General features: G+C 65.0%; 12 protein-coding genes. 6 read left to right on the top strand and 6 right to left on the bottom strand.

What is annotated here, in order from left to right; translation table 11 throughout:
* Positions 1-67: 67 nt before the first annotated feature.
* Positions 68-1,522: a TrkH family potassium uptake protein gene (locus KH389_RS07935; RefSeq protein WP_043864118.1), complete on the top strand. Its 1,455-nt coding sequence runs from the start codon at positions 68-70 to the stop codon at positions 1,520-1,522.
* On the opposite strand, the gene KH389_RS07930 is transcribed toward KH389_RS07935, so the two are convergent.
* Positions 1,479-2,564: an AraC family transcriptional regulator gene (locus KH389_RS07930; protein ID WP_043864119.1), complete on the bottom strand. Its 1,086-nt coding sequence runs from the start codon at positions 2,562-2,564 to the stop codon at positions 1,479-1,481. The two genes, KH389_RS07935 and KH389_RS07930, sit on opposite strands and share 44 nt — an antisense overlap.
* A gap of 159 nt (positions 2,565-2,723) precedes the next feature.
* Between KH389_RS07930 and KH389_RS07925 the strand changes: the two genes are divergently transcribed.
* The gene (locus KH389_RS07925; RefSeq protein WP_043864120.1) at positions 2,724-3,035 is read left to right on the top strand and encodes an Mpo1-like protein; all 312 of its coding nucleotides are present in this window, start codon (positions 2,724-2,726) and stop codon (positions 3,033-3,035) included.
* A gap of 25 nt (positions 3,036-3,060) precedes the next feature.
* On the opposite strand, the gene KH389_RS07920 is transcribed toward KH389_RS07925, so the two are convergent.
* Entirely contained in the window at positions 3,061-3,879 is an 819-nt protein-coding gene (locus KH389_RS07920; RefSeq protein ID WP_213607197.1) for a UDP-2,3-diacylglucosamine diphosphatase, read from the bottom strand.
* A gap of 140 nt (positions 3,880-4,019) precedes the next feature.
* Here KH389_RS07920 and KH389_RS07915 point away from each other — a divergent pair, with 140 nt between their 5' ends.
* A complete protein-coding gene (locus KH389_RS07915) occupies positions 4,020-4,904 on the top strand; it encodes a DMT family transporter (RefSeq protein WP_116053184.1) in 885 nt (294 codons plus the stop codon).
* Between the two features lies 1 nt (position 4,905).
* Here the strand turns inward: KH389_RS07915 and KH389_RS07910 are convergent, their stop codons facing one another.
* Positions 4,906-5,190 carry an Rdx family protein gene (locus KH389_RS07910; RefSeq protein ID WP_054916592.1) on the bottom strand — a complete coding sequence of 95 codons (285 nt, stop codon included), beginning with the start codon at positions 5,188-5,190 and terminating at the stop codon, positions 4,906-4,908.
* Between the two features lie 70 nt (positions 5,191-5,260).
* On the opposite strand from KH389_RS07910, the gene KH389_RS07905 reads away from it, so the two are divergent.
* A complete protein-coding gene (locus tag KH389_RS07905; RefSeq protein WP_043864124.1) occupies positions 5,261-7,450 on the top strand; it encodes a patatin-like phospholipase family protein in 2,190 nt (729 codons plus the stop codon).
* Here KH389_RS07905 and KH389_RS07900 read toward each other — a convergent pair.
* Both KH389_RS07900 and recQ read right to left on the bottom strand, forming a co-directional pair.
* A complete protein-coding gene (locus KH389_RS07900; RefSeq protein ID WP_043864125.1) occupies positions 7,447-7,881 on the bottom strand; it encodes a MarR family transcriptional regulator in 435 nt (144 codons plus the stop codon). The two genes, KH389_RS07905 and KH389_RS07900, sit on opposite strands and share 4 nt — an antisense overlap.
* 118 nt (positions 7,882-7,999) lie before the next feature.
* Positions 8,000-10,132: a DNA helicase RecQ gene (recQ, locus tag KH389_RS07895; protein WP_043864126.1), complete on the bottom strand. Its 2,133-nt coding sequence runs from the start codon at positions 10,130-10,132 to the stop codon at positions 8,000-8,002.
* A gap of 245 nt (positions 10,133-10,377) precedes the next feature.
* Here recQ and KH389_RS07890 point away from each other — a divergent pair, with 245 nt between their 5' ends.
* The gene (locus KH389_RS07890) at positions 10,378-10,965 is read left to right on the top strand and encodes a UPF0149 family protein (RefSeq protein WP_054916593.1); all 588 of its coding nucleotides are present in this window, start codon (positions 10,378-10,380) and stop codon (positions 10,963-10,965) included.
* The gene (locus tag KH389_RS07885; RefSeq protein ID WP_370409172.1) at positions 10,919-11,341 is read left to right on the top strand and encodes a YbaN family protein; all 423 of its coding nucleotides are present in this window, start codon (positions 10,919-10,921) and stop codon (positions 11,339-11,341) included. The genes KH389_RS07890 and KH389_RS07885 overlap by 47 nt, the downstream gene beginning before the upstream one ends.
* Before the next feature lie 124 nt (positions 11,342-11,465).
* Here KH389_RS07885 and KH389_RS07880 read toward each other — a convergent pair whose 3' ends face one another.
* Positions 11,466-19,319: a retention module-containing protein gene (locus tag KH389_RS07880; RefSeq protein WP_213607196.1), complete on the bottom strand. Its 7,854-nt coding sequence runs from the start codon at positions 19,317-19,319 to the stop codon at positions 11,466-11,468.
* Positions 19,320-19,591 lie beyond the last annotated feature (272 nt).

The following is a 19,591-nucleotide window of genomic DNA, read 5'->3' as shown; positions in this document are numbered from 1 at the left end:
CTACCGTTTACTTAAAGAGGCCCATAGGTAGAATGGCGCCCCTCCGTTTCAACCCAGAGCAGATCACATGGCGTTGCCGACCTTAAGGATCATCGGTTTCATTATCGGCATCTTCCTGATTACCCTGGCGATCAGCATGACCGTGCCCATGGCCACCCTGGTCATCTACGAGCGCACCGGCGACCTGCCGTCGTTTCTGTGGGCCAGCCTGATCACCTTCATTGCCGGCTTGGCCCTGGTCATACCCGGGCGCCCCGAGCACGTGCACCTGCGCCCGCGCGACATGTACCTGCTCACCGTGAGCAGCTGGCTGGTGGTGTGCATCTTCGCCGCCCTGCCGTTCCTGCTGACCCAGCACATCAGCTACACCGATGCCTTCTTCGAGAGCATGTCGGGCATCACCGCCACCGGCGCCACCGTGCTCAGTGGCCTGGACAGCATGTCGCCGGGCATCCTGATATGGCGCTCGCTGCTGCACTGGCTGGGCGGCATCGGCTTCATCGGCATGGCGGTTGCGATCCTGCCGCTGCTGCGCATTGGCGGCATGCGCCTGTTCCAGACCGAGTCCTCGGACCGCTCCGAAAAGGTCATGCCCCGCTCGCACATGGTCGCCAAGTCGATCGTGGCGGTGTACGTGGGCATCACCACCATCGGCGGGCTGGGGTTCTGGCTGGCCGGCATGAGCCCGTTCGATGCCATCAACCACGCCATGTCGGCGATTTCCACCGGCGGTTTCTCCACCTCCGACCAGTCGCTGGCCAAGTGGGACCAGCCGGCCGTGCACTGGGTGGCGGTGGTGGTGATGATCCTGGGCAGTGTGCCGTTCACCCTCTACGTGGCCACGATGCGTGGCAATCGCAAGGCACTGATCAAGGACCAGCAGGTACAGGGCCTGCTCGGCCTGCTGGTGGCCACCTGGGTGGTGCTGGGTACCTGGTACTGGGCCACCACCAGCCTGCCGTGGTTCGATGCCTTGCGCCACGTGGCGCTGAACGTGACGTCGGTGGTCACCACCACCGGCTTCGCCCTGGGCGACTACAGCCTGTGGGGCAACTTTTCGCTGATGCTGTTCTTCTACCTGGGTTTCATCGGCGGCTGTTCGGGCTCGACCGCGGGCGGGATCAAGATCTTCCGCTTCCAGGTGGCCTACATCCTGCTCAAGGCCAGCCTCAACCAGCTTATTCACCCGCGCGCGGTGATCAAGCAGAAATACAACGGTCACCGCCTCGACGAAGAGATCGTGCGATCGATCCTGACCTTCTCGTTCTTCTTCGCCATCACCATCTGCATCATCGCGCTGCTGCTTTCGCTGCTGGGCGTGGACTGGATGACTGCCCTGACCGGCGCGGCCAGCACCGTATCCGGCGTGGGCCCGGGCCTGGGCGAAACCATCGGCCCGGCGGGCAACTTCGCCACCCTGCCCGACGCCGCCAAGTGGATCCTGGCCGGCGGCATGCTGCTGGGCCGCCTGGAGATCATTACGGTGCTGGTTCTGTGCATGCCGGCGTTCTGGCGGCACTGACGCCCTGGGCCGACGCCTCGGGGCCGGCACTGCGCGCCAGCTCCATACGGGTGCGGTATTCCCCGGGGGTGAGGTCGAACCAGCGCCGGAAGGCCCGGAAGAAGTTGCTCGGGTCGGCAAAACCCAGCAGGTAGGCAGCCTCCAGCAATGTCATGTTCGGCTGCGCAAGGTACTGCTCGGCAAGTTCGCGACGGGTATCGTCGAGCAGGGTCTGAAAGCTGGTGCCCTCCTCCTGCAGGCGCCGCTGCAGCGTGCGCTGCGACAGGTGCAGGGCCTGGGCGACCATTTCGCGCTTGGGTTCGCCCTGGGGCAGCATGCGGCACAGCACCTGACGTGCACGGTGGGTCACCCGGCTTTCGGAAAAACGCGCCAGGTACTCGCCGGCAAAACGGTCGTGCAGAATCGCCATGGCCTCGTTGGCCGTGGGCAACGGCGCCTCCATGTCGGCGCGCTCGAACACCAGCGCATCGTGGGGCGCGCCAAACACCAGCGGGGCACGAAACGCCTGCTTGTAGGGTTCTATATCCTGAGGCTGCGGGCCTTGTACCAGCACGCGGCGCAGCTGGATGGTGCGCCCGCTCAACCAGCAGCACAGCGCCAGGGCGCAGGCCAGCGAGGCCTCGGCGCTGTGCCGGGTGGGCGGCAGGTGATCGCCATGCACGGTCAGCACCAGCGAGTAGCCTTCCGGCCCCAGGCGAAAGCTCAGGTCGGAACTCTCCGCGATAATGCGCTGGTAACGCACCAGGCGCTCGAACCCCTCGGCCAGGGTGCGGCTGGACATCAAGGCATAGCCAACCACGTGAAACGATGCCGGGCGCACCACCCGCGCCATGTTCAGGCCGATGGCACGGTTGCCCGACAACTCTTCGGCCAGTTGCCACAAGCGGGTCATGGAGTCCTGGGTGAAACGTGCGTCGGGGTCGTCCAGCGCGGCGAAGTCCAGGCCGAGCTGCTTGAACAGCGCAGGGCAATCGAGCCCTTCGAATTCAAGTGCCTTGACGATCCCCGAGGCCCAGCTTGCTGACGTGGTTCTTTCGCTCATGGCTGGCTTCTTTTGGGTAAGACCGCTCCTGCGGTGAACGCAAAGGATACTAAAGTGGCGCTTATTGTCACTGACTGATACTGCGACACAATTCTAGACTCGGTTCAGGCTCCACGCCGTGCATGTTTCGCCACCTTCGACCGATACGGGAGCGACGCAATGAACAGCCCCCCACGCTTCAACAGCTTTGCCGAGTTCTATCCGTATTATCTGGGTGAGCATAGCAACCCTGTCTGCCGCCGCCTGCACTTCGTCGGCACCAGCCTGGTGATCGCCCTGCTGGCCTACGCCCTGGCCAGTGCCAACGGCTGGCTGCTGCTGGCGGTCCCGGTGGCCGGCTACGGCTTTGCCTGGGCAGGCCACTTCTTTTTCGAGAAGAACCGCCCCGCCACCTTCACCTACCCCTTCTACAGCCTGCTGGGCGATTTTGTCCTGTACCGCGACATGCTGCGCGGCAAGGTGCAGTTCTGAGCATCGCCCGCCCCCTGCGCGTGGCCTAGAGGCTGGGCTCACCCACCGTCCGGGCCTGGCGCAGGGCCTCCCGGGCCTGGGCGTCCGCCAGGCGGTACAACTCGATCGTGCCGTCCCAGTGCTCGATCAAGGCAGTGCACGACTCCACCCAGTCGCCGCAATTGAGGTAGTCCACCTCCCCCACCTTGCGGATTTCTGCGTGGTGGATGTGCCCGCACACCACCCCGTGAAACCCTCGCTTGACGCATTCGCGTGCAATCGCCTCCTCGAAGTCGCTGATAAAGCTCACCGCCGTCTTGACCTTGTGCTTGAGGTAGGCCGACAGCGACCAGTAGCCATAGCCATACCGCGCGCGCCAGTGGTTGAGCCAGCGGTTGAGGGTGAGGGTCAGTTCATAGGCCCAGTCACCCAGGAAGGCCAGCCAGCGGTGATAACGGGTTATCACGTCGAACTGGTCGCCATGGATCACCAGTAGCCGCCTGCCGTCGACGGTGAGGTGCTCGGCCTGGTCCACCAGCTGGATATTGCCCAGCACCAGCTTGGAGTAGCGACGCAGGAACTCGTCGTGGTTGCCGGTCACATAGATCACCTCGGTGCCGCGCTTGCTCATGGTCAGCAGGCGCCGGATCACGTTGGTATGGGCCTGGGGCCAGTACATGCCACCCCGCAGCTTCCAGCCGTCGATGATGTCGCCCACCAGGTAGATGCGATCGGCCTGGTAGCCCTTGAGAAACTGCGACAGATGCTCGGCCTGGCAGTCGCGGGTGCCAAGGTGCACGTCCGAGATCCACAGCGTGCGCACGCGCTGCTTGCGCGAAGGTTTGCCAAGCTCGGCATGGGTCATGGGCAGGCTCCGGGAGAGTTTGTGCGAGCTTGCCTGTGGGCAGTGAATCGACCATGACCGTTGTGCGGCAGTCCTGTGACAGGCCGTCGGGGCATGTACACTGCGTGGCCTGTGCTCCCGATCCAAGGCAACCGCCCGCCATGACCCCTCGTACCGCCCTGGGCGCCCTGCATGCAGGCGCGCTGTTGTTCGGCCTGACCGGCGTGTTCGGCAAGCTGGCCAGTGCCGGCCCGTCGGTCATCGTGTTCGGCCGTGCGGCCTTCGCCGTGCTGGCCCTGGCCATCTTCGTCGGCGTTGCCCGACAACACTGGCAACCCCTGAAGGCACGGGACTGGCGCGGGCTGACATTGGCCGGGATGTTGCTGGCCGGCCATTGGGTCAGCTTTTTCGTCGCGGTCAAGGTGGCCGGCGTGGCCATCGCGACCCTGGGCTTTGCCAGCTTCCCGGCGTTCACGGTCATTCTGGAAGGGCTGTTGTTCCGTGAGCGCATCCGTCGCAACGAAGCCTTGCTGGTAGTGCTGGTGAGCATCGGCCTGGTGCTGGTGACGCCCGATTTCGACCTCGCCAGCCAGGCCACCAGCGGGCTGCTGTGGGCGTTGTTCTCGGGGTTGCTGTTCGCCCTGCTGTCACTGCTCAACCGTGCAGGCTCGCGGCACATTCCGGCGGTACAGGCGGCGCTGTGCCAGAACGCCGTGGTGGCACTGTGTCTGCTGCCGGTGGCGGGCCCGCTGCTGCCTTCGGTGAGCGCGCTGGACTGGCTGTGGCTGGGGCTGCTGGGGGTGTTCTGCACCGGCGTGGCACACAGCCTGTTCGTGGCCAGCCTGGCGGTGATCAAGGCCCGCACCGCCGCCGTGGTGTTTGCCATGGAGCCGGTCTACGGCATCGCCATGGCCTGGGTGATCTTCGCCGAGCAGCCCACCTTGCGCATGCTGATGGGCGGGGTGCTGATCATTCTGGCCATCGTGATTTCAAGCCGTCTGGCGGCCGGCGCACCACGCACCGCACCCGCCACCTCCGGCGGCTGAGTCAGGCGCGGTCGTTGTGGCCCAGGTCGCGCTGCGGGTCGATCTGGTCGCGGACCCGCTGCTTGAGCACCTTGGCCTCGGGGAAACCGCCATCGGCCTTGCGTTCCCAGATCTGCACGCCATCGCAGGTGATGCGAAAGTTGCCGCCCGTGGCCGGTTCCAGGGCCACCCGGGCCAGGTCGTCACTGAAGGTGCTCAGCAGTTCCTGGGCCAGCCAGGCGGCGCGCAGCAGCCATTGGCACTGCGTGCAATAGGTGATGACAATTTCGGGTTTGGATACGGACATGGGGTAACGGTCTCCTGATAGGTGGTCGCGCTTATACTAGCCACCTTTAGCCTTTGCTCCGAGAGCCGCGATGCGTCGTCTGCTGTTGTGCCTGTTGCTGTCCCTTACCTCCCTTGCCCTCTGCGCCGCCGAGGCCGCCCGGCCCAAGGTCGGCCTGGTACTGTCCGGCGGCGCGGCGCGCGGCCTGGCCCACATCGGTGTGCTCAAGGCGCTGGAAGAACAGGGGGTGAAGATCGACGCCATCGCCGGCACCAGCATGGGCGCGGTGATCGGCGGGTTGTACGCCTCGGGCTACAAGATCGACGAGCTGGAGAAGCTGGCCCTGGCCATCGACTGGCAGCAGGCGTTGTCCGATGCACCGCCGCGCAAGGACATCCCCTTCAGGCGCAAGCAGGACGACCGCGACTTCCTGGTCAAACAGCGCCTGAGCTTTCGCGACGACGGCAGCCTGGGCCTGCCGTTGGGGGTGATCCAGGGGCAGAACCTGGCGCTGCTGCTCGAAAGCCTGCTGGCCCACGCCAGTGACACCCGTGACTTCGACAAGCTGCCGATCCCGTTCCGCGCAGTGGCCACCGATATCGCCAGCGGCGAGAAAGTGGTGTTTCGCAAGGGCCACCTGCCCCAGGTGATCCGTGCCAGCATGTCGATCCCGGCGGTGTTCGCCCCGGTCGAGCTGGACGGCCGCCTGCTGGTCGACGGCGGCATGGTCGACAACATCCCGCTGGATATCGTGCGTGAGATGGGTGTGGACATGGCGATCGTCGTCGATATCGGCACGCCGCTGCGCAATCGCAAGCAGTTGGCCACGGTGGTCGATGTGCTCAACCAGTCGATCACCCTGATGACCCGGCGCAACTCCGAAGAGCAACTGGCCTCGCTGCACCGCGACGACATCCTGGTACAGCCGCCGCTGTCGAGCTTTGGCGTCACCGACTTCGGCCGGGCCCAGGACATGATCGACGCCGGCTACCGCGCCACCCGCCTGCTCGACCCGCGCCTGGCCAGCCTGCGCCGGGTCAACGACACGGCGGTGCAACTGGCCGAGGCGCGCTCGGCCGGGCAACGCACTCCGGTGATCACCGCCATCAAGGTCGAGAACGACTCCAAGGTCAGTGACGACGTGATCCGCTACTACATTCGCCAGCCCATCGGCGAACCGCTGGAGCTCGACCGCCTGCGCACCGACATGGGCACCCTGTACGGCCTGGACTACTTCGACCGGGTGCAGTACCGCGTGGTGCACAAGGGCGACGAGAACACCCTGGTGATCAACGCCCGGGGCCGACGTGGCGGCACCGACTATCTGCGGCTGGGGCTGAACCTGTCCGATGACCTGCGTGGCGACAGCGCCTTCAACCTGGGCGCCAGCTACCGCGTCAACGGCATCAACCGCCTGGGCGCCGAGTGGCTCACCCGAGCCCAGATCGGCGACAAGCAGGAGCTCTACAGCGAGTTCTACCAGCCGCTGGATACCGGGTCGCGCTACTTCGTGGCGCCCTACCTGGACATCGGCTCGCAGAACATCGAGGCCACCCTGGACAACGACCCCATCGCCGAGTACCGCCTCGAACGCTATGGCTTCGGGCTCAACCTGGGCCGCCAGATCGGCAACAACGGCGAAGTGCGCCTGGGGGTGGGCCAGGCCTGGGGGCAGGCCGAGGTACGCATCGGCGAACAGGGCCTGCCCAAGGTGAACTTCAACGAAGGCTTCTATGACCTCAAGTATTCGTTCGACACCCTGGACAACGTCTACTTCCCCCACAGCGGCGAAGACGTCAGCCTGACCCTGCGCCAGTTCGAGCCGGGCCTGGGCTCCGACCAGCGCTATCGCCAATGGGACATGAAACTGGACAAGGCCCTGAGCAGCGGGCCGAACACCTGGGTATTCGGCGGTCGCTATGCGCGGACTCTGGATGATGCCGAGGTGGTCACCTCGAGCTTCGTGATGGGCGGCGCCCGGCAGCTGTCGGGCTTTCGCCAGGACTCGGTGTCAGGCCAGAACCTGAGCCTGATGCGCATGGTCTACTACCGGCGCCTGACCCCGCGCTCCTACCTGCCGCTGGACTTCCCGCTGTATCTGGGCGGCTCGCTGGAACGCGGCCGCGCCTGGAACAACGACAACGAGTTCGACAGCGGCTACATCAACGCCGCGAGCATCTTCCTGGGCTTCGAAACGCCGCTGGGGCCGCTGAACTTCAGCTACGGCATGAACACCGAGAACCAGAAGGCGTTCTACCTCAACCTGGGGCAGACCTTCTAGGACTTCTCCAGGTTGCCCAGGATGCGCGCGTGCACCCGCATGCACACGCGCAGCTCTTCTTCGTCGATGCCTTCGAACAGCTCGACGCGCAAGGCGTTGGCAATGGTCTCGATCTGGTCGATCAACGGCTTGGCGGGCGGGCACAACACGATCTTCTTCGCGCGCCGGTCCTCCAGCACGGCCTGGCGCTTGACCAGGCCCTGGGCCTCGAGGCTGTCGAGCAGACGGGCCAGGGTCGGCCCTTCAACCCCCACGCTCTGCGCCAGTTCACGCTGGGTGGGGGCCTCGTCGAAGCGCGCCAGGTGCAGCAGCACCAGCCAGCGCGCCTGCGACAGGTTGAGCCCGGCCAGGCGGCGGTCCAGCTCGGCGCGCCAACCCCGGGACATATGGGCCAACTGCATCCCGAAACGGTGGTGATCGGTCAACGGCATAGGAAACTCATCATCAGAACTAATTAATAGGCAGCTAATCATGCCCTTGGGCCTTAGGCAAGGCTCATGCCGTCGGCAGGCGCTGCATAATCGTCATAAATGATGACAAACAACCTTTCTACATCTCGAACTCGGCCGCCAGTGCGGCGCGCACGCAATACAGCACGCCCTCAGGCACGCGTCCGCCAAACTGCTCGATGATCGCCGACACCGGCGGCAACTCGCCTTCGCCGTCGAGGAACGCGTCCTGGATCTCGCCCATCAGGTCCTCGGGCAGGTCCAGCGCCTGTTCCAGTGACAGCTGTTGGCGACCGATGGCCTCGGCCAGCAGGCTGTAAACGTTCTTTTCACTGCATTGCAGCTGGCCGGCGATCTGCAGCGGAGTCATGCCCGCGCGGGCCAGGCTGATCAGCTCGTGGCGCAGGTCGGCGACCGGGGCCGGGGCCTCTGCAGCGCCGCCCAGCACCTCGAGGAAGGCCTGGCCGTAGCGCTCCAGCTTGCGTGCCCCCACGCCACTGACCTGGGCCATCTCGCTGAGGCTGCCGGGCTGACTGCGCAGCATCTCCAGCAGGGTCGAGTCGGGGAAGATGACATACGGCGGCACGCCATGCTCCTCGGCCAGCTTGCGCCGCAGGGCGCGCAAGGCGTCCCACTGTTCGCGTTCCTCACCGCGCACCAGCTGGCTGGCCGGGCTGCCCGAGCTGCTGCTCTTGCTGCTGGTCTGCGGCTTGAGGTCGCGGCGCAGCTCAAGGGTGACTTCGCCACGCAGCAAGGGCCGGCACGTATCGGACAGGCGCAGCCCACCATAGCCTTCCAGGTCGATATCGGCCAGGCCACGCGCCACCAGCTGGCGGAACAGCGAACGCCACTCGCCTTCTGCGCGAGCCTTGCCCACGCCATACACGGCAAGCTTCTCGTGCCCGAAGCTGCGGATCTTCTCGTTGTCCTTGCCCAGCAGCACGTCCACCAGATGGCCCACGCCGTAGCGCTGGCCAGTACGATAGATGGCCGACAGCGCCTGGCGCGCAGGCTCGGTGGCGTCCCAGGTCTGCACGCCGTCGACGCAGTTGTCGCAGTGCCCGCAGGGCTGGGGCAGTTCTTCATCGAAATAGTTGAGCAGGGTCTGGCGACGGCAGCGGGTCTCTTCGCACAGTGCCAGCATGGCATCGAGCTTGTGCTGCTCGACCCGTTTGTGACGCTCGTCACCTTCGGAGTTCTGCAGCATCTGCTTGAGCATCACCATGTCCTGCAGGCCGTAGGCCATCCAGGCATCGGCGGGCAGGCCGTCACGGCCGGCGCGACCGGTTTCCTGGTAGTAGGCTTCCAGCGACTTGGGCAGGTCCAGGTGGGCCACGAAACGCACGTTCGGCTTGTCGATGCCCATGCCGAAGGCGATGGTCGCGACCATGATCAGGCCTTCCTCGTTGAGGAAGCGGCGCTGATTGCTGGCGCGGGTCTCGGCAGGCAGGCCGGCGTGATAGGGCAGCGCCGGGAACCCCTGCTCGCACAAAAACGCGGCCACATCGTCGACCTTCTTGCGCGACAGGCAATAGACGATGCCGGCGTTGCCGCGCCGCTCGTTGAGGAACGCCAGCAACTGCTTGCGCGGCTGTTCCTTGGGCACGATGCGATAGAAGATGTTCGGCCGGTCGAAACTCGACAGAAAGCGCTCGGCGTTCTGCAGGTGCAGGCGGGTGACGATCTCTTCGCGGGTACGCATGTCCGCGGTGGCGGTCAGGGCAATGCGCGGCACGTTGGGGAAGAGTTCGGCCAGTTGCCCCAGTTGCAGGTATTCAGGGCGGAAGTCATGGCCCCATTGCGACACGCAGTGCGCCTCGTCGATGGCGAACAGCGCGATGTCCAGGCTGCGCAGAAAATCCAGCATGCGTGGCTGCACCAGGCGTTCCGGGGCCAGGTACAGCATCTTGAGCTCGCCGCGACGAATGCGCATGGCCAGTTCGCGCTGCTGGTCGGCGCTCATCGTGGAGTTCAGCGAAGCCGCGGCGACACCCAGCTCGTCGAGGGTCGCCACCTGGTCGTCCATCAGCGCGATCAACGGCGACACCACCACTGCCAGGCCTTCGCGCAGCAGCCCCGGAACCTGGAAGCACAGCGACTTGCCGCCGCCGGTGGGCATCAGTACCAGCGCATCGCCGCCCTTGGCCACGCATTCGATGATCGCCCCCTGGCGCCCGCGAAAGCTGTCGTAGCCGAAGATGTCCTTGAGGACGCGCTGAGCCTGTTCGAGCATAAAAACTCCATAAATCGCAGAACCATCCTGGCCACAGGCTGGATGAAAAGCTTCCCCGCCACACCTGAAATTGCGTAAGCGGCTTTTGCCGGGGCCGCATGCTGGCGTGACCGGGCGCAAAAGCCGGGCATTATACCGGACACGGCGCCCGTGCAGGGGGCTCTGCGATAGGCGTCATCCTTTGCCTCGCAGGCGCCGCAAGATGCTAGAATTCCAGCATCGTTTATTCCCAAGGTAGCCCTGTAATGTCCTTCGCTGAGCAATTAACCCGCCTGCAAGCCTTCCTCGACGCTGACGAGCTGCACGAAGAAGCGCTGGACTACGTTGCCGCACACGGCTACCTGACCGCGCTGTCGATCTGCTCCGAAGCCGTTCCCGAGCGTGAATGGATCGACGCCCTGTTCGCCGAGCCGCCGCACTACAAGGACGAAGCCCAGCGCGAAGAAATCGAAAGCACACTGATCAAGCTCAAGGATCACATCGCCCGCCAACTGGCCAGCGATGAGGAATTCGAGCTGCCGTGCGACCTGGACCTGGGCGACGAGCCGGACGACTCCGAGCTGCGTGGCTGGTGCATCGGCTTCATGGAAGGGGTGTTCCTGCGTGAAGCGGCCTGGTTCGAAAGCGCCGAGGAAGAGGTCAGCGAAATGCTGCTGCCGATCATGGTCGGTTCCGGCCTGTTCGACGAAGAGGCCGAGTTCGCCGACATCGCCAGCGACGCCAACCTGATGGACGACATGATCGTGCAGATCCCCGAGGCGCTGACGGCCTTGTACCTGCTGTGCCATGCCCCGGACGAGAAACCTGCGCTGCTCAAGCCTCGCCACCACTGAGTCTGCATCCATGCGCTACCTGCTGCTGGCCATCGGCTGGCTCAGCGTCGCGCTGGGGGTGATCGGCATCTTCCTCCCGGTGCTGCCGACCACCCCTTTTCTGTTATTGGCGGCAGCCTGCTTTGCGCGCAGCTCGCCCCGCTTTCACGCATGGCTGGTCAATCACCCGCGGCTTGGGCCGTGGATTCGCGACTACCTGGGCGGTGAGGGCATTCCGCTCAAGGCCAAGGTATACGCCATCGGGCTGATGTGGCTAAGCATAGGTTTTTCGTGCTACCTGGTGCCCTTGCCGTGGGCACGCGGGTTCATGCTCACCAGTGCGGTACTGGTGACCGTGTACATCGCGCGGCAGAAGACCTTGCGCAAGCGTACCTAGGCGCAACCACGCGCCCACCCCATCGCGGGCCAAGCCCGCTCCCACAGCTACTTCATTGCTCTTGTGGGAGCGGGCTTGGCCCGCCATGGCGGCGGCAGGTCAGCTGCGCCATCTACGCCTCATGTCACACCGTATCCACCTTCAACGAATGATCATTGAGCATCCCGTTGATCACCGTGGCTGTATCCGCCCCCGCCGAGATGACCCCACCCGCGCCCGCCGTCACCCCATAGTGATGGGCAAGGTCCACGCCGGCCAGTTCGATGGTCTGGGTCGGCGCCGCGCCGGCCACCGCACTCACCTGGATGGTCGATATCACGCCGTTGCCCGTGCCCGTCACCGTGAAGTGCAGGTAATCGTCCAGCGACGCCGACGTCGCGTTCTCGCCCTGCAGCAATTGCGAGAGGTCCAGCCGATCGGTACCCGGGGTAAAGTCGGTCACCTTGTCGTGGCCAGTATTGCCCTGTTGCCACAGGAAGGTATCGCTGCCCGCGCCACCGGTCAGGGTATTGTTGCCCGGCCCGCCGATCAGCAGATCGTCACCGCCGCCCCCGATCAGGATGTCGTTGCCCAGGCCGCCGATCAACGTGTTGGCGTTGTCGTCGCCGGTCAGCTTGTCGTCGTGGTCGGAGCCGATCAGGTTCTCGATCGACACCAGCTTGTCGAGCCCGGCGCCGATCGTGTTCTGCTCACCAGTCAGCGCCAGGCTCACCGTCACCCCAGCGCTCGCTCCGGCGTAGCTGGCGGTGTCGTTGCCAGCGCCACCGTCGAGCAGATCGTTGCCGTTGCCGCCGATCAACAGGTCGTTGCCATCCCCCCCGTAGAGCTTGTCGTTGCCATCGCCGCCAATCAGCACGTCGTTGCCTGCACCGCCATTGAGAACGTCATCACCGCTCCCGGCCAGCAGCACGTCGTCGTGGCTGGTGCCTTCCAGGGTACTGCCGGCCTGGTAGGTGATGTCCACCGCCCCCGTGGCGCTGCCGCCATGGCCGTCGCTGACGGTATAGGTGCCGTTGTAGGTGGGCGTGTAGTCATGCGCCCCGGCGTAGTTGATCGACATGTTCAGCTGGTAGCTTTCTGCGCCCTTGCCGCCGTCGTCATTGACCTGGTTGACCAGATGGATGCTGTACACCCCATCATGGCTGGCGGTGAAACTGCCGCCATCGGCGATGGTGTGGTAGGTGCCGCCCTCATCCTTCCACTGCATCAGCAAGTTGCGATCAGCGGTGCGGTTGTGGTCCAGGGTCAGGGTTTCGCCCTCGCGCAGGCTTACCTTGATCACGTCTTCGTCATTGCCATTGGCAGCACTCACCGCCCCCAGGTAGCCACTGACCACCAGCGCCGCGGTCATCGACCCGGCTGCGCCGGTAAAGGCACTGCGCGCCAGAACCCGCTCCTGATTGGCCAGCGTGTCGTCCTGGCCGGTGAAGGTGATGACCGTCTTGCCGTTGCCGGCCGTGAAATCCGCCCCCTTGGTCCAGCCGGTGTTGAAGGTGATCGGCGCCGCACTCAGGCGATCGTGGTTGGCGTCGCTGTCGTTGGCCAGCAAGGCAGCGGCCGGCACGCTGATGCTCGGCGCAAGGATATTGGTGATGACATGATCGGCACCGGCCACCGGCGCAGCATTGGTGTTGACGTTGATCACCAGGTTGGCACCGCTCAGGTCGCCGTCGTTGTCGCTGGCCACGAAGCGGATGGTCTCCACCTGATTGCTGCCGCTGTCCTTGGGCGGCGTATAGGTGAACTGGCCGTTGTCCATGTCCACCACCAGCGTCCCGCCCAGCGCGGTCTTGACCGTGATGCTGTGGCTGTTCGCGTCGAAGGTGCCGCGGTCTGCGCCGCCACTGGCTGCATAGCTGGGCTGGTTGGCGTTGCCTTTGGGGTCGAAGGTGTAGGTGGTGCCGTCGATCAACAGCGACTTGATGAAGCCACCATCGGCACCGAAGTCGCCACCGCTCATCAGGCTGCCGGTGATCGGCGCGCCCTGCACGGTGCCCGACAGCACGTTGTCCAGTTGCGCCAGGTCGGTGACCACCACCGAGTTGGTATTGGTGTGGGTACTGCCGTCATAGGCAGCCGGGTTGAGATTGCCGGTGTTGACGCCGCTGCCCAGCCCGATCGCATACGACTTGATGCCGTTGTCGCCCAGGAAGTTCTCCCAGTTGCCGGTGCGCGTTTCGGTCAGGGCATGCCCCGAGGTCGGCGCACCGTCCGAGAAGAAGTAGCTGACGCTCTGCGCCCCCTCCAGCTTGCCCGGCGTCTGGTAGGCCGTCTGCGCCACGTTGACTGCCGAGTCGTAATAGGTCGAGCCACCCGGGGTCAGGTCCTTGATCAGGGCCTTGGCCTCGGCCACCGTCACCCACACGTCGGTGCGATCACTGGCACCGGTGGAGAACGTGACGACCTGCACCTTCACATCGCCCATGTCGTCGTACTTGTCCAGCAGTGCGCCGATGGCCTCCTTGGCCAGCTCCAGGCGCGACAGGCCGCGCACCCCGGAATTGTCGGCCATGCTGCCGGACACATCGATGATCAGCATGACGTTGGTGTCCACCTGCCCCGGTGTGGTCGAGCGCACGGCGTCAGCCGTTGTGGGCACGTCATCGACGATATTGATCACGATGTTGCTGGTGGTCGAATTGCCGGCCGCATCGGTGGCCTTGTAGACGAAGGTCTCGCTGGTGACCACGTTGGGGCCGTCGTTGAGCCCGCCTGCGGTTTTGGGTGCGGACGTGAGGGTGTACTTGAAGCTGCCGTCGGCGTTGAGCTGAATCTGCCCATAGGCGCCCGTGCTGCTGCCCACCAGCGTATAGGTGATCGCGCCGCTGGCTCCGCTGACCGAGCCCACCAGGCTGCCGGTCGCGGTTTCACCCGTTGAGCCGGGGTCGCTGCCGGTCACGGTGCCGGGGGCGAGGTCGTTCGGGTCCTGGCTAAGGTCCAGGGCCTTCTCGTACACCGTGACCTCGTTGTTGGGGCAGGCGACGATCTTGCTGTCGGTGACATTGATGGTGATGGTGGTGGTGCTTTCGTCGCCGTCCGCGTCACGAATGGTGTAGGTGAAGGTGTCCTGGGCACCGTCCTGCGTCACCGCATTGGGGTTGGCCTTGTACTCGGCCTCGCCGTTGGCATGCAGGATGAGGGTGCCATAGGTGCCGGCGATGCCCACGCCCAGCGAGCCGATGGCCGAGGTCGAGGTGTCGGCGCCGAACCGCACACCCACCACCGCCCCGCCCTGGGCCGGGCCGTCTGCCCCCAATGTGTCGTTATCCAGCACATTGCCGGTGACCGTACCGCCCTCCACCACCGTGGTGCTGTCGGACTCCGCCCTTGGCACGTCATCCACGATCTTGATCACGATGGTGCTGGTGACGCTGTTGCCCAGTTGGTCGGTCGCCTTGTAGGTAAAGGTCTCGGACGTGACGATATTCGCCCCGTCGTCGCCGTTGCCGATGTGCGGCGCCGAGGTCAGGGTGTACTTGTAGCTGCCGTCGGCATTGAGCTGAATCTGCCCATAGGCACCTGTAGTGCTGCCCACCAGCGTGTAGGTGAGCGCGCCGGAACCGCCCGTGACCGAGCCGACCAGGGTGCCGGTACCCGTCTCGCCAGGCGAGGTAGGGTTGCTGCCCACCACCGTGCCCGGGGCCAGGTCCTGCGGGTCCTGGGTCAGGTCCAGCGCTTTTTCGTAGACTTTCACCTCGGTATCGGCGCAGGCCACCAGCTTGCTGTCGGTGACGTTGATGGTGATGGTCGTGGTGCTTTCGTCACCGTCCGCGTCGCGGATGGTGTAGGTGAACACGTCCTTGGCGCCGGTTGGCGCTACCGAGTTGGGGTCGGCCTTGTAGATCGCCTCGCCATTGGCATTCAGGATCAGCGTGCCGTAGGTGCCGGCGATGCTCACGCCCAGCGAGCCGATGGCCGAGGTCGAGGTGTCGGCGCCTGCCCGCACACCCACCACCGCACCGCCCTGGGCTGCACCGTCTGCACCCAGGATGTCGTTGAGCAGCACGTTGCCGGTGACCGTTCCGCCTTCCATCACCGTGGCGCTGTCCGATTCGGCGATGGGCATGTCGTCGACGATATGGATCACGATGGTGCTGGTAACGCTGTTGCCCAGCGCATCGGTGGCCTTGTAGGTGAAGGTCTCGGTGCTCACGACGTTGGCGCCGTCGTTGCCGTTGCCGATATGCGGCGCCGAGGTCAGGGTGTACTTGTAGCTGCCGTCGGCGTTGATCTGAATCTGCCCGTAGTTACCAATGGCGCTGCCTTCCAGGCTGTAGGTCAGGGCACCGGAGCCCCCGCCCACCCGGCCTTGAAGGTTGCCGACCGAGGTTTCCGTGGCCCTGGTCGGCGCGCTGCCTTCTACCGTGCCAGGCGCCAGGTCCCAGGCGTCCTGCACCAGGTCCAGCCCGCGCTCGTACACCTTGATGTCATCGTCCGGGCAGGCAACGAGCTTGCTGTCGGTGACATTGATGGTGATGGTCGTGGTGCTTTCGTCGCCGTCCGCGTCGCGGATGGTGTAGGTGAACACGTCCTTGGCGCCGGTTGGCGCTACCGAGTTGGGGTCGGCCTTGTAGATCGCCTCGCCATTGGCATTCAGGATCAGCGTGCCATAGGTGCCGGCGATGCTCACGCCCAGCGAGCCGATGGCCGAGGTAGAGGTGTCGGCGCCCGCCCGTACACCCACCACCGCACCGCCCTGGGCTGCGCCGTCTGCACCCAGGATGTCGTTGAGCAGCACGTTGCCGGTGACCGTACCGCCTTCCATCACCGTGGCACTGTCCGATTCGGCGATGGGCATGTCGTCGACGATATGGATCACGATGGTGCTGGTAACGCTGTTGCCCAGCGCATCGGTGGCCTTGTAGGTGAAGGTCTCGGTGCTCACGACGTTGGCGCCGTCGTTGCCGTTGCCGATGTGCGGCGCCGAGGTCAGGGTGTACTTGTAGCTGCCGTCGGCGTTGATCTGAATCTGCCCGTAGTTACCGATGGCGCTGCCTTCCAGGCTGTAGGTCAGGGCACCGGAGCCCCCGCCCACCCGGCCTTGAAGGTTGCCGACCGAGGTTTCCGTGGCCCTGGTCGGCGCGCTGCCTTCTACCGTGCCAGGCGCCAGGTCCCAGGCGTCCTGCACCAGGTCCAGCCCGCGCTCGTACACCTTGATGTCATCGTCCGGGCAAGCGACGAGCTTGCTGTCGGTGACATTGATGGTGATGGTCGTGGTGCTTTCATCGCCGTCCGCATCGCGGATGGTGTAGGTGAACACGTCCTTGGCGCCGGTTGGCGCTACCGAGTTGGGGTCGGCCTTGTAGATCGCCTCGCCATTGGCATTCAGGATCAGCGTGCCATAGGTGCCGGCGATGCTCACGCCCAGCGAGCCGATGGCCGAGGTAGAGGTGTCGGCGCCCGCCCGTACACCCACCACCGCACCGCCCTGGGCTGCGCCGTCTGCACCCAGGATGTCGTTAAGCAGCACGTTGCCGGTGACCGTACCGCCTTCCATCACCGTGGCACTGTCCGATTCGGCGATGGGCATGTCGTCGACGATATGGATCACGATGGTGCTGGTAACGCTGTTGCCCAGCGCATCGGTGGCCTTGTAGGTGAAGGTCTCGGTGCTCACGACGTTGGCGCCGTCGTTGCCGTTGCCGATGTGCGGCGCCGAGGTCAGGGTGTACTTGTAGCTGCCGTCGGCGTTGATCTGAATCTGCCCGAAGTTACCAATGGCGCTGCCTTCCAGGCTGTAGGTCAGGGCACCGGAGCCCCCGCCCACCCGGCCTTGAAGGTTGCCGACCGAGGTTTCCGTGGCCCTGGTCGGCGCGCTGCCTTCTACCGTGCCAGGCGCCAGGTCCCAGGCGTCCTGCACCAGGTCCAGCCCGCGCTCGTACACCTTGATGTCATCGTCCGGGCAGGCGACGAGCTTGCTGTCGGTGACATTGATGGTGATGGTCGTGGTGCTTTCATCGCCGTCCGCGTCGCGGATGGTGTAGGTGAACACGTCCTTGGCGCCGGTTGGCGCTACCGAGTTGGGGTCGGCCTTGTAGATCGCCTCGCCATTGGCGTTCAGGATCAGCGTGCCGTAGGTGCCGGCGATGCTCACGCCCAGCGAACCGATGGCCGAGGTGGAGGTGTCGGCGCCCGCCCGCACACCCACCACCGCACCGCCCTGGGCTGCGCCGTCTGCACCCAGCGTGTCGTTGTCCAATACGTTGCCGGTGACCGTACCGCCCTCCACCACCGTGGTGCTGTCCGACTCTGCCCGTGGCACATCGTCCACGATCTTGATCACGATGGTGCTGGTGACGCTGTTGCCCAGCGCGTCGGTAGCCTTGTAGGTGAAGGTTTCGGAGGTGACCACATTGGCCCCGTCGTTGCCACCGCCCACCTGCGGCGCGGACGTCAGGGTGTACTTGTAGCTGCCGTCGGCATTGATCTGGATCTGCCCGTAGGCGCCGGTGCTGCTGCCCACCAGCGTGAAGGTCAGCGCGCCGGAGCCACCACCGACCGAGCCGGCCAGCGTTCCGGTCGCGGTCTCGCCCGCCGAGCCCGGGTTGCTGCCCACCACTGTGCCCGGCGCAAGGTCTTGCGGGTCCTGGACCAGGTCCAGGGCCTTTTCATACACCGTGACGCTGTCCGGGCAGGCGACGAGCTTGCTGTCGGTGACGTTGATGGTGATGGTCGTGGTGCTTTCGTCACCGTCCGCATCGCGGATGGTGTAGGTGAACACATCGGTCGCGCCCGCTGGCGGCACGGCGTTGGGGTCGGCCTTGTACACCGCCTCGCCGTTGGCGTTGAGCACCAGCGTGCCGTAGGTACCCGCAATGTTCACGCCCAGCGAGCCGATGGCCGATGTCGAGGTATCGGAGCCGGCCCGCACACCGACTACCGTGTGCTCGACCGGCGGGCGATCGGCGCCCAGGCTGTCATTGTGCAGCACGTTGCCGGTGACGGTACCGCCTTCGACTACCGAGGCGCTGTCGGGCCTGGCCTGCGGCACGTCATCGACAATGTTCACGTCCAGGCTGCCGGTGGCCTTGCTGCCATCGCTGTCGATGGCCACCACGCTGAAGCTCTCACCGATGTTGTTGATGCCCTGGCCAGCGGGATGAGCTTCGTTGTCGAGCAAGGTGTAGCTGTAGCTCACCACGCCTGTGGCGGGGTTGTAGCCGGTGATGGTGAGGGTATTGCCCAGCCCCGTGGTGATCGATTGCGGAAAACCACTGACCACCCCGCCGATCACCACGTTGATGCCCCCGACGGTAAGCGTGTGCAGGCCATCGGGGGCATGCACGGTAAAGCTGCCGCTCTGGGTCAGCGCGCCATTATCGGGGCTTGAGCCATCGGCCAGGTTCTTCTCGTACACGGTCAGTTCACCGCCATTCACCTCCAGCCCGTCCAGTGTCACCGGGTGGTCGATGGGCGGCTCAACCGGCGGGATCACCGGCGGCACGAAACCGCCAGGGCCCTGGTCATCACCCCGCGCGCCAATCCAGGGTTCGGGAATCTCGGGGATGCTGTTGAAACCCGCCGTCGGAAAGCCGATCACCGGGTCCAGGTGCCCTCCCACCTCGGTGAGCTGCACGAACGAATGGCCGCCGCCCAATGCGCTTGGCGAACCGCCGTTGCCGGGGCCCGCCGCCGGAGCTTCGCCCTCCTGGCTGGGGTCGGCGCCCGCCGCAATGGCCTGCTGCAGTTTCTCCACATCGGTCAGTTGTGCCTGGCTGGGCGTCACCGTCTCGGGCGCGTTCACGTGCGAGGCATGGTTGGCCAGCAGGTCGGGAGACAGCTGCAGGCTGCTGTCACGGCCCAGGGTCAGCTCGGCACCGTTTTCCAGGTGCACCGCCACTGCCCCGGCCGCGCCGGTTTCCAGTTGTTCCCCGGCATAAAGGCGGTCGCCTTCCACCAGGGCACGTCGACCGCCATCGGCCGCTACCGCGAATACCTGGCCGACAACCTTGCTGACCACACCGATCAAATTAGCCATGAGCATGCCTCCATTGCCGAAGGTTTTCGCAAACACGTGCTGGGGTATCGCGAAACCTGGCGCGGGCAATGCCCGGCCGACTCGGAGAACAACCTTGCGACCGCACGCACCGATCTCAACGAAATCAATGCATTCGGCCTGCCCATGCTCCGGTTAAGTCACGCTGCGATCTGGCAATCGGCCATGAGCCAAAATTTTGTCGCCATATTTCGCTGCGTTGACCTCCCCTCCGCTCACTCCATACCCAATGCTGCAAAAAACGAGGAACTTTA

Source organism: Pseudomonas qingdaonensis (assembly GCF_018398475.1).
GTDB lineage: Bacteria > Pseudomonadota > Gammaproteobacteria > Pseudomonadales > Pseudomonadaceae > Aquipseudomonas > Aquipseudomonas palmensis.
The sequence above is the reverse complement of the archived record's forward strand: the minus strand, read 5'-3'. Positions and strand labels throughout refer to the sequence as shown.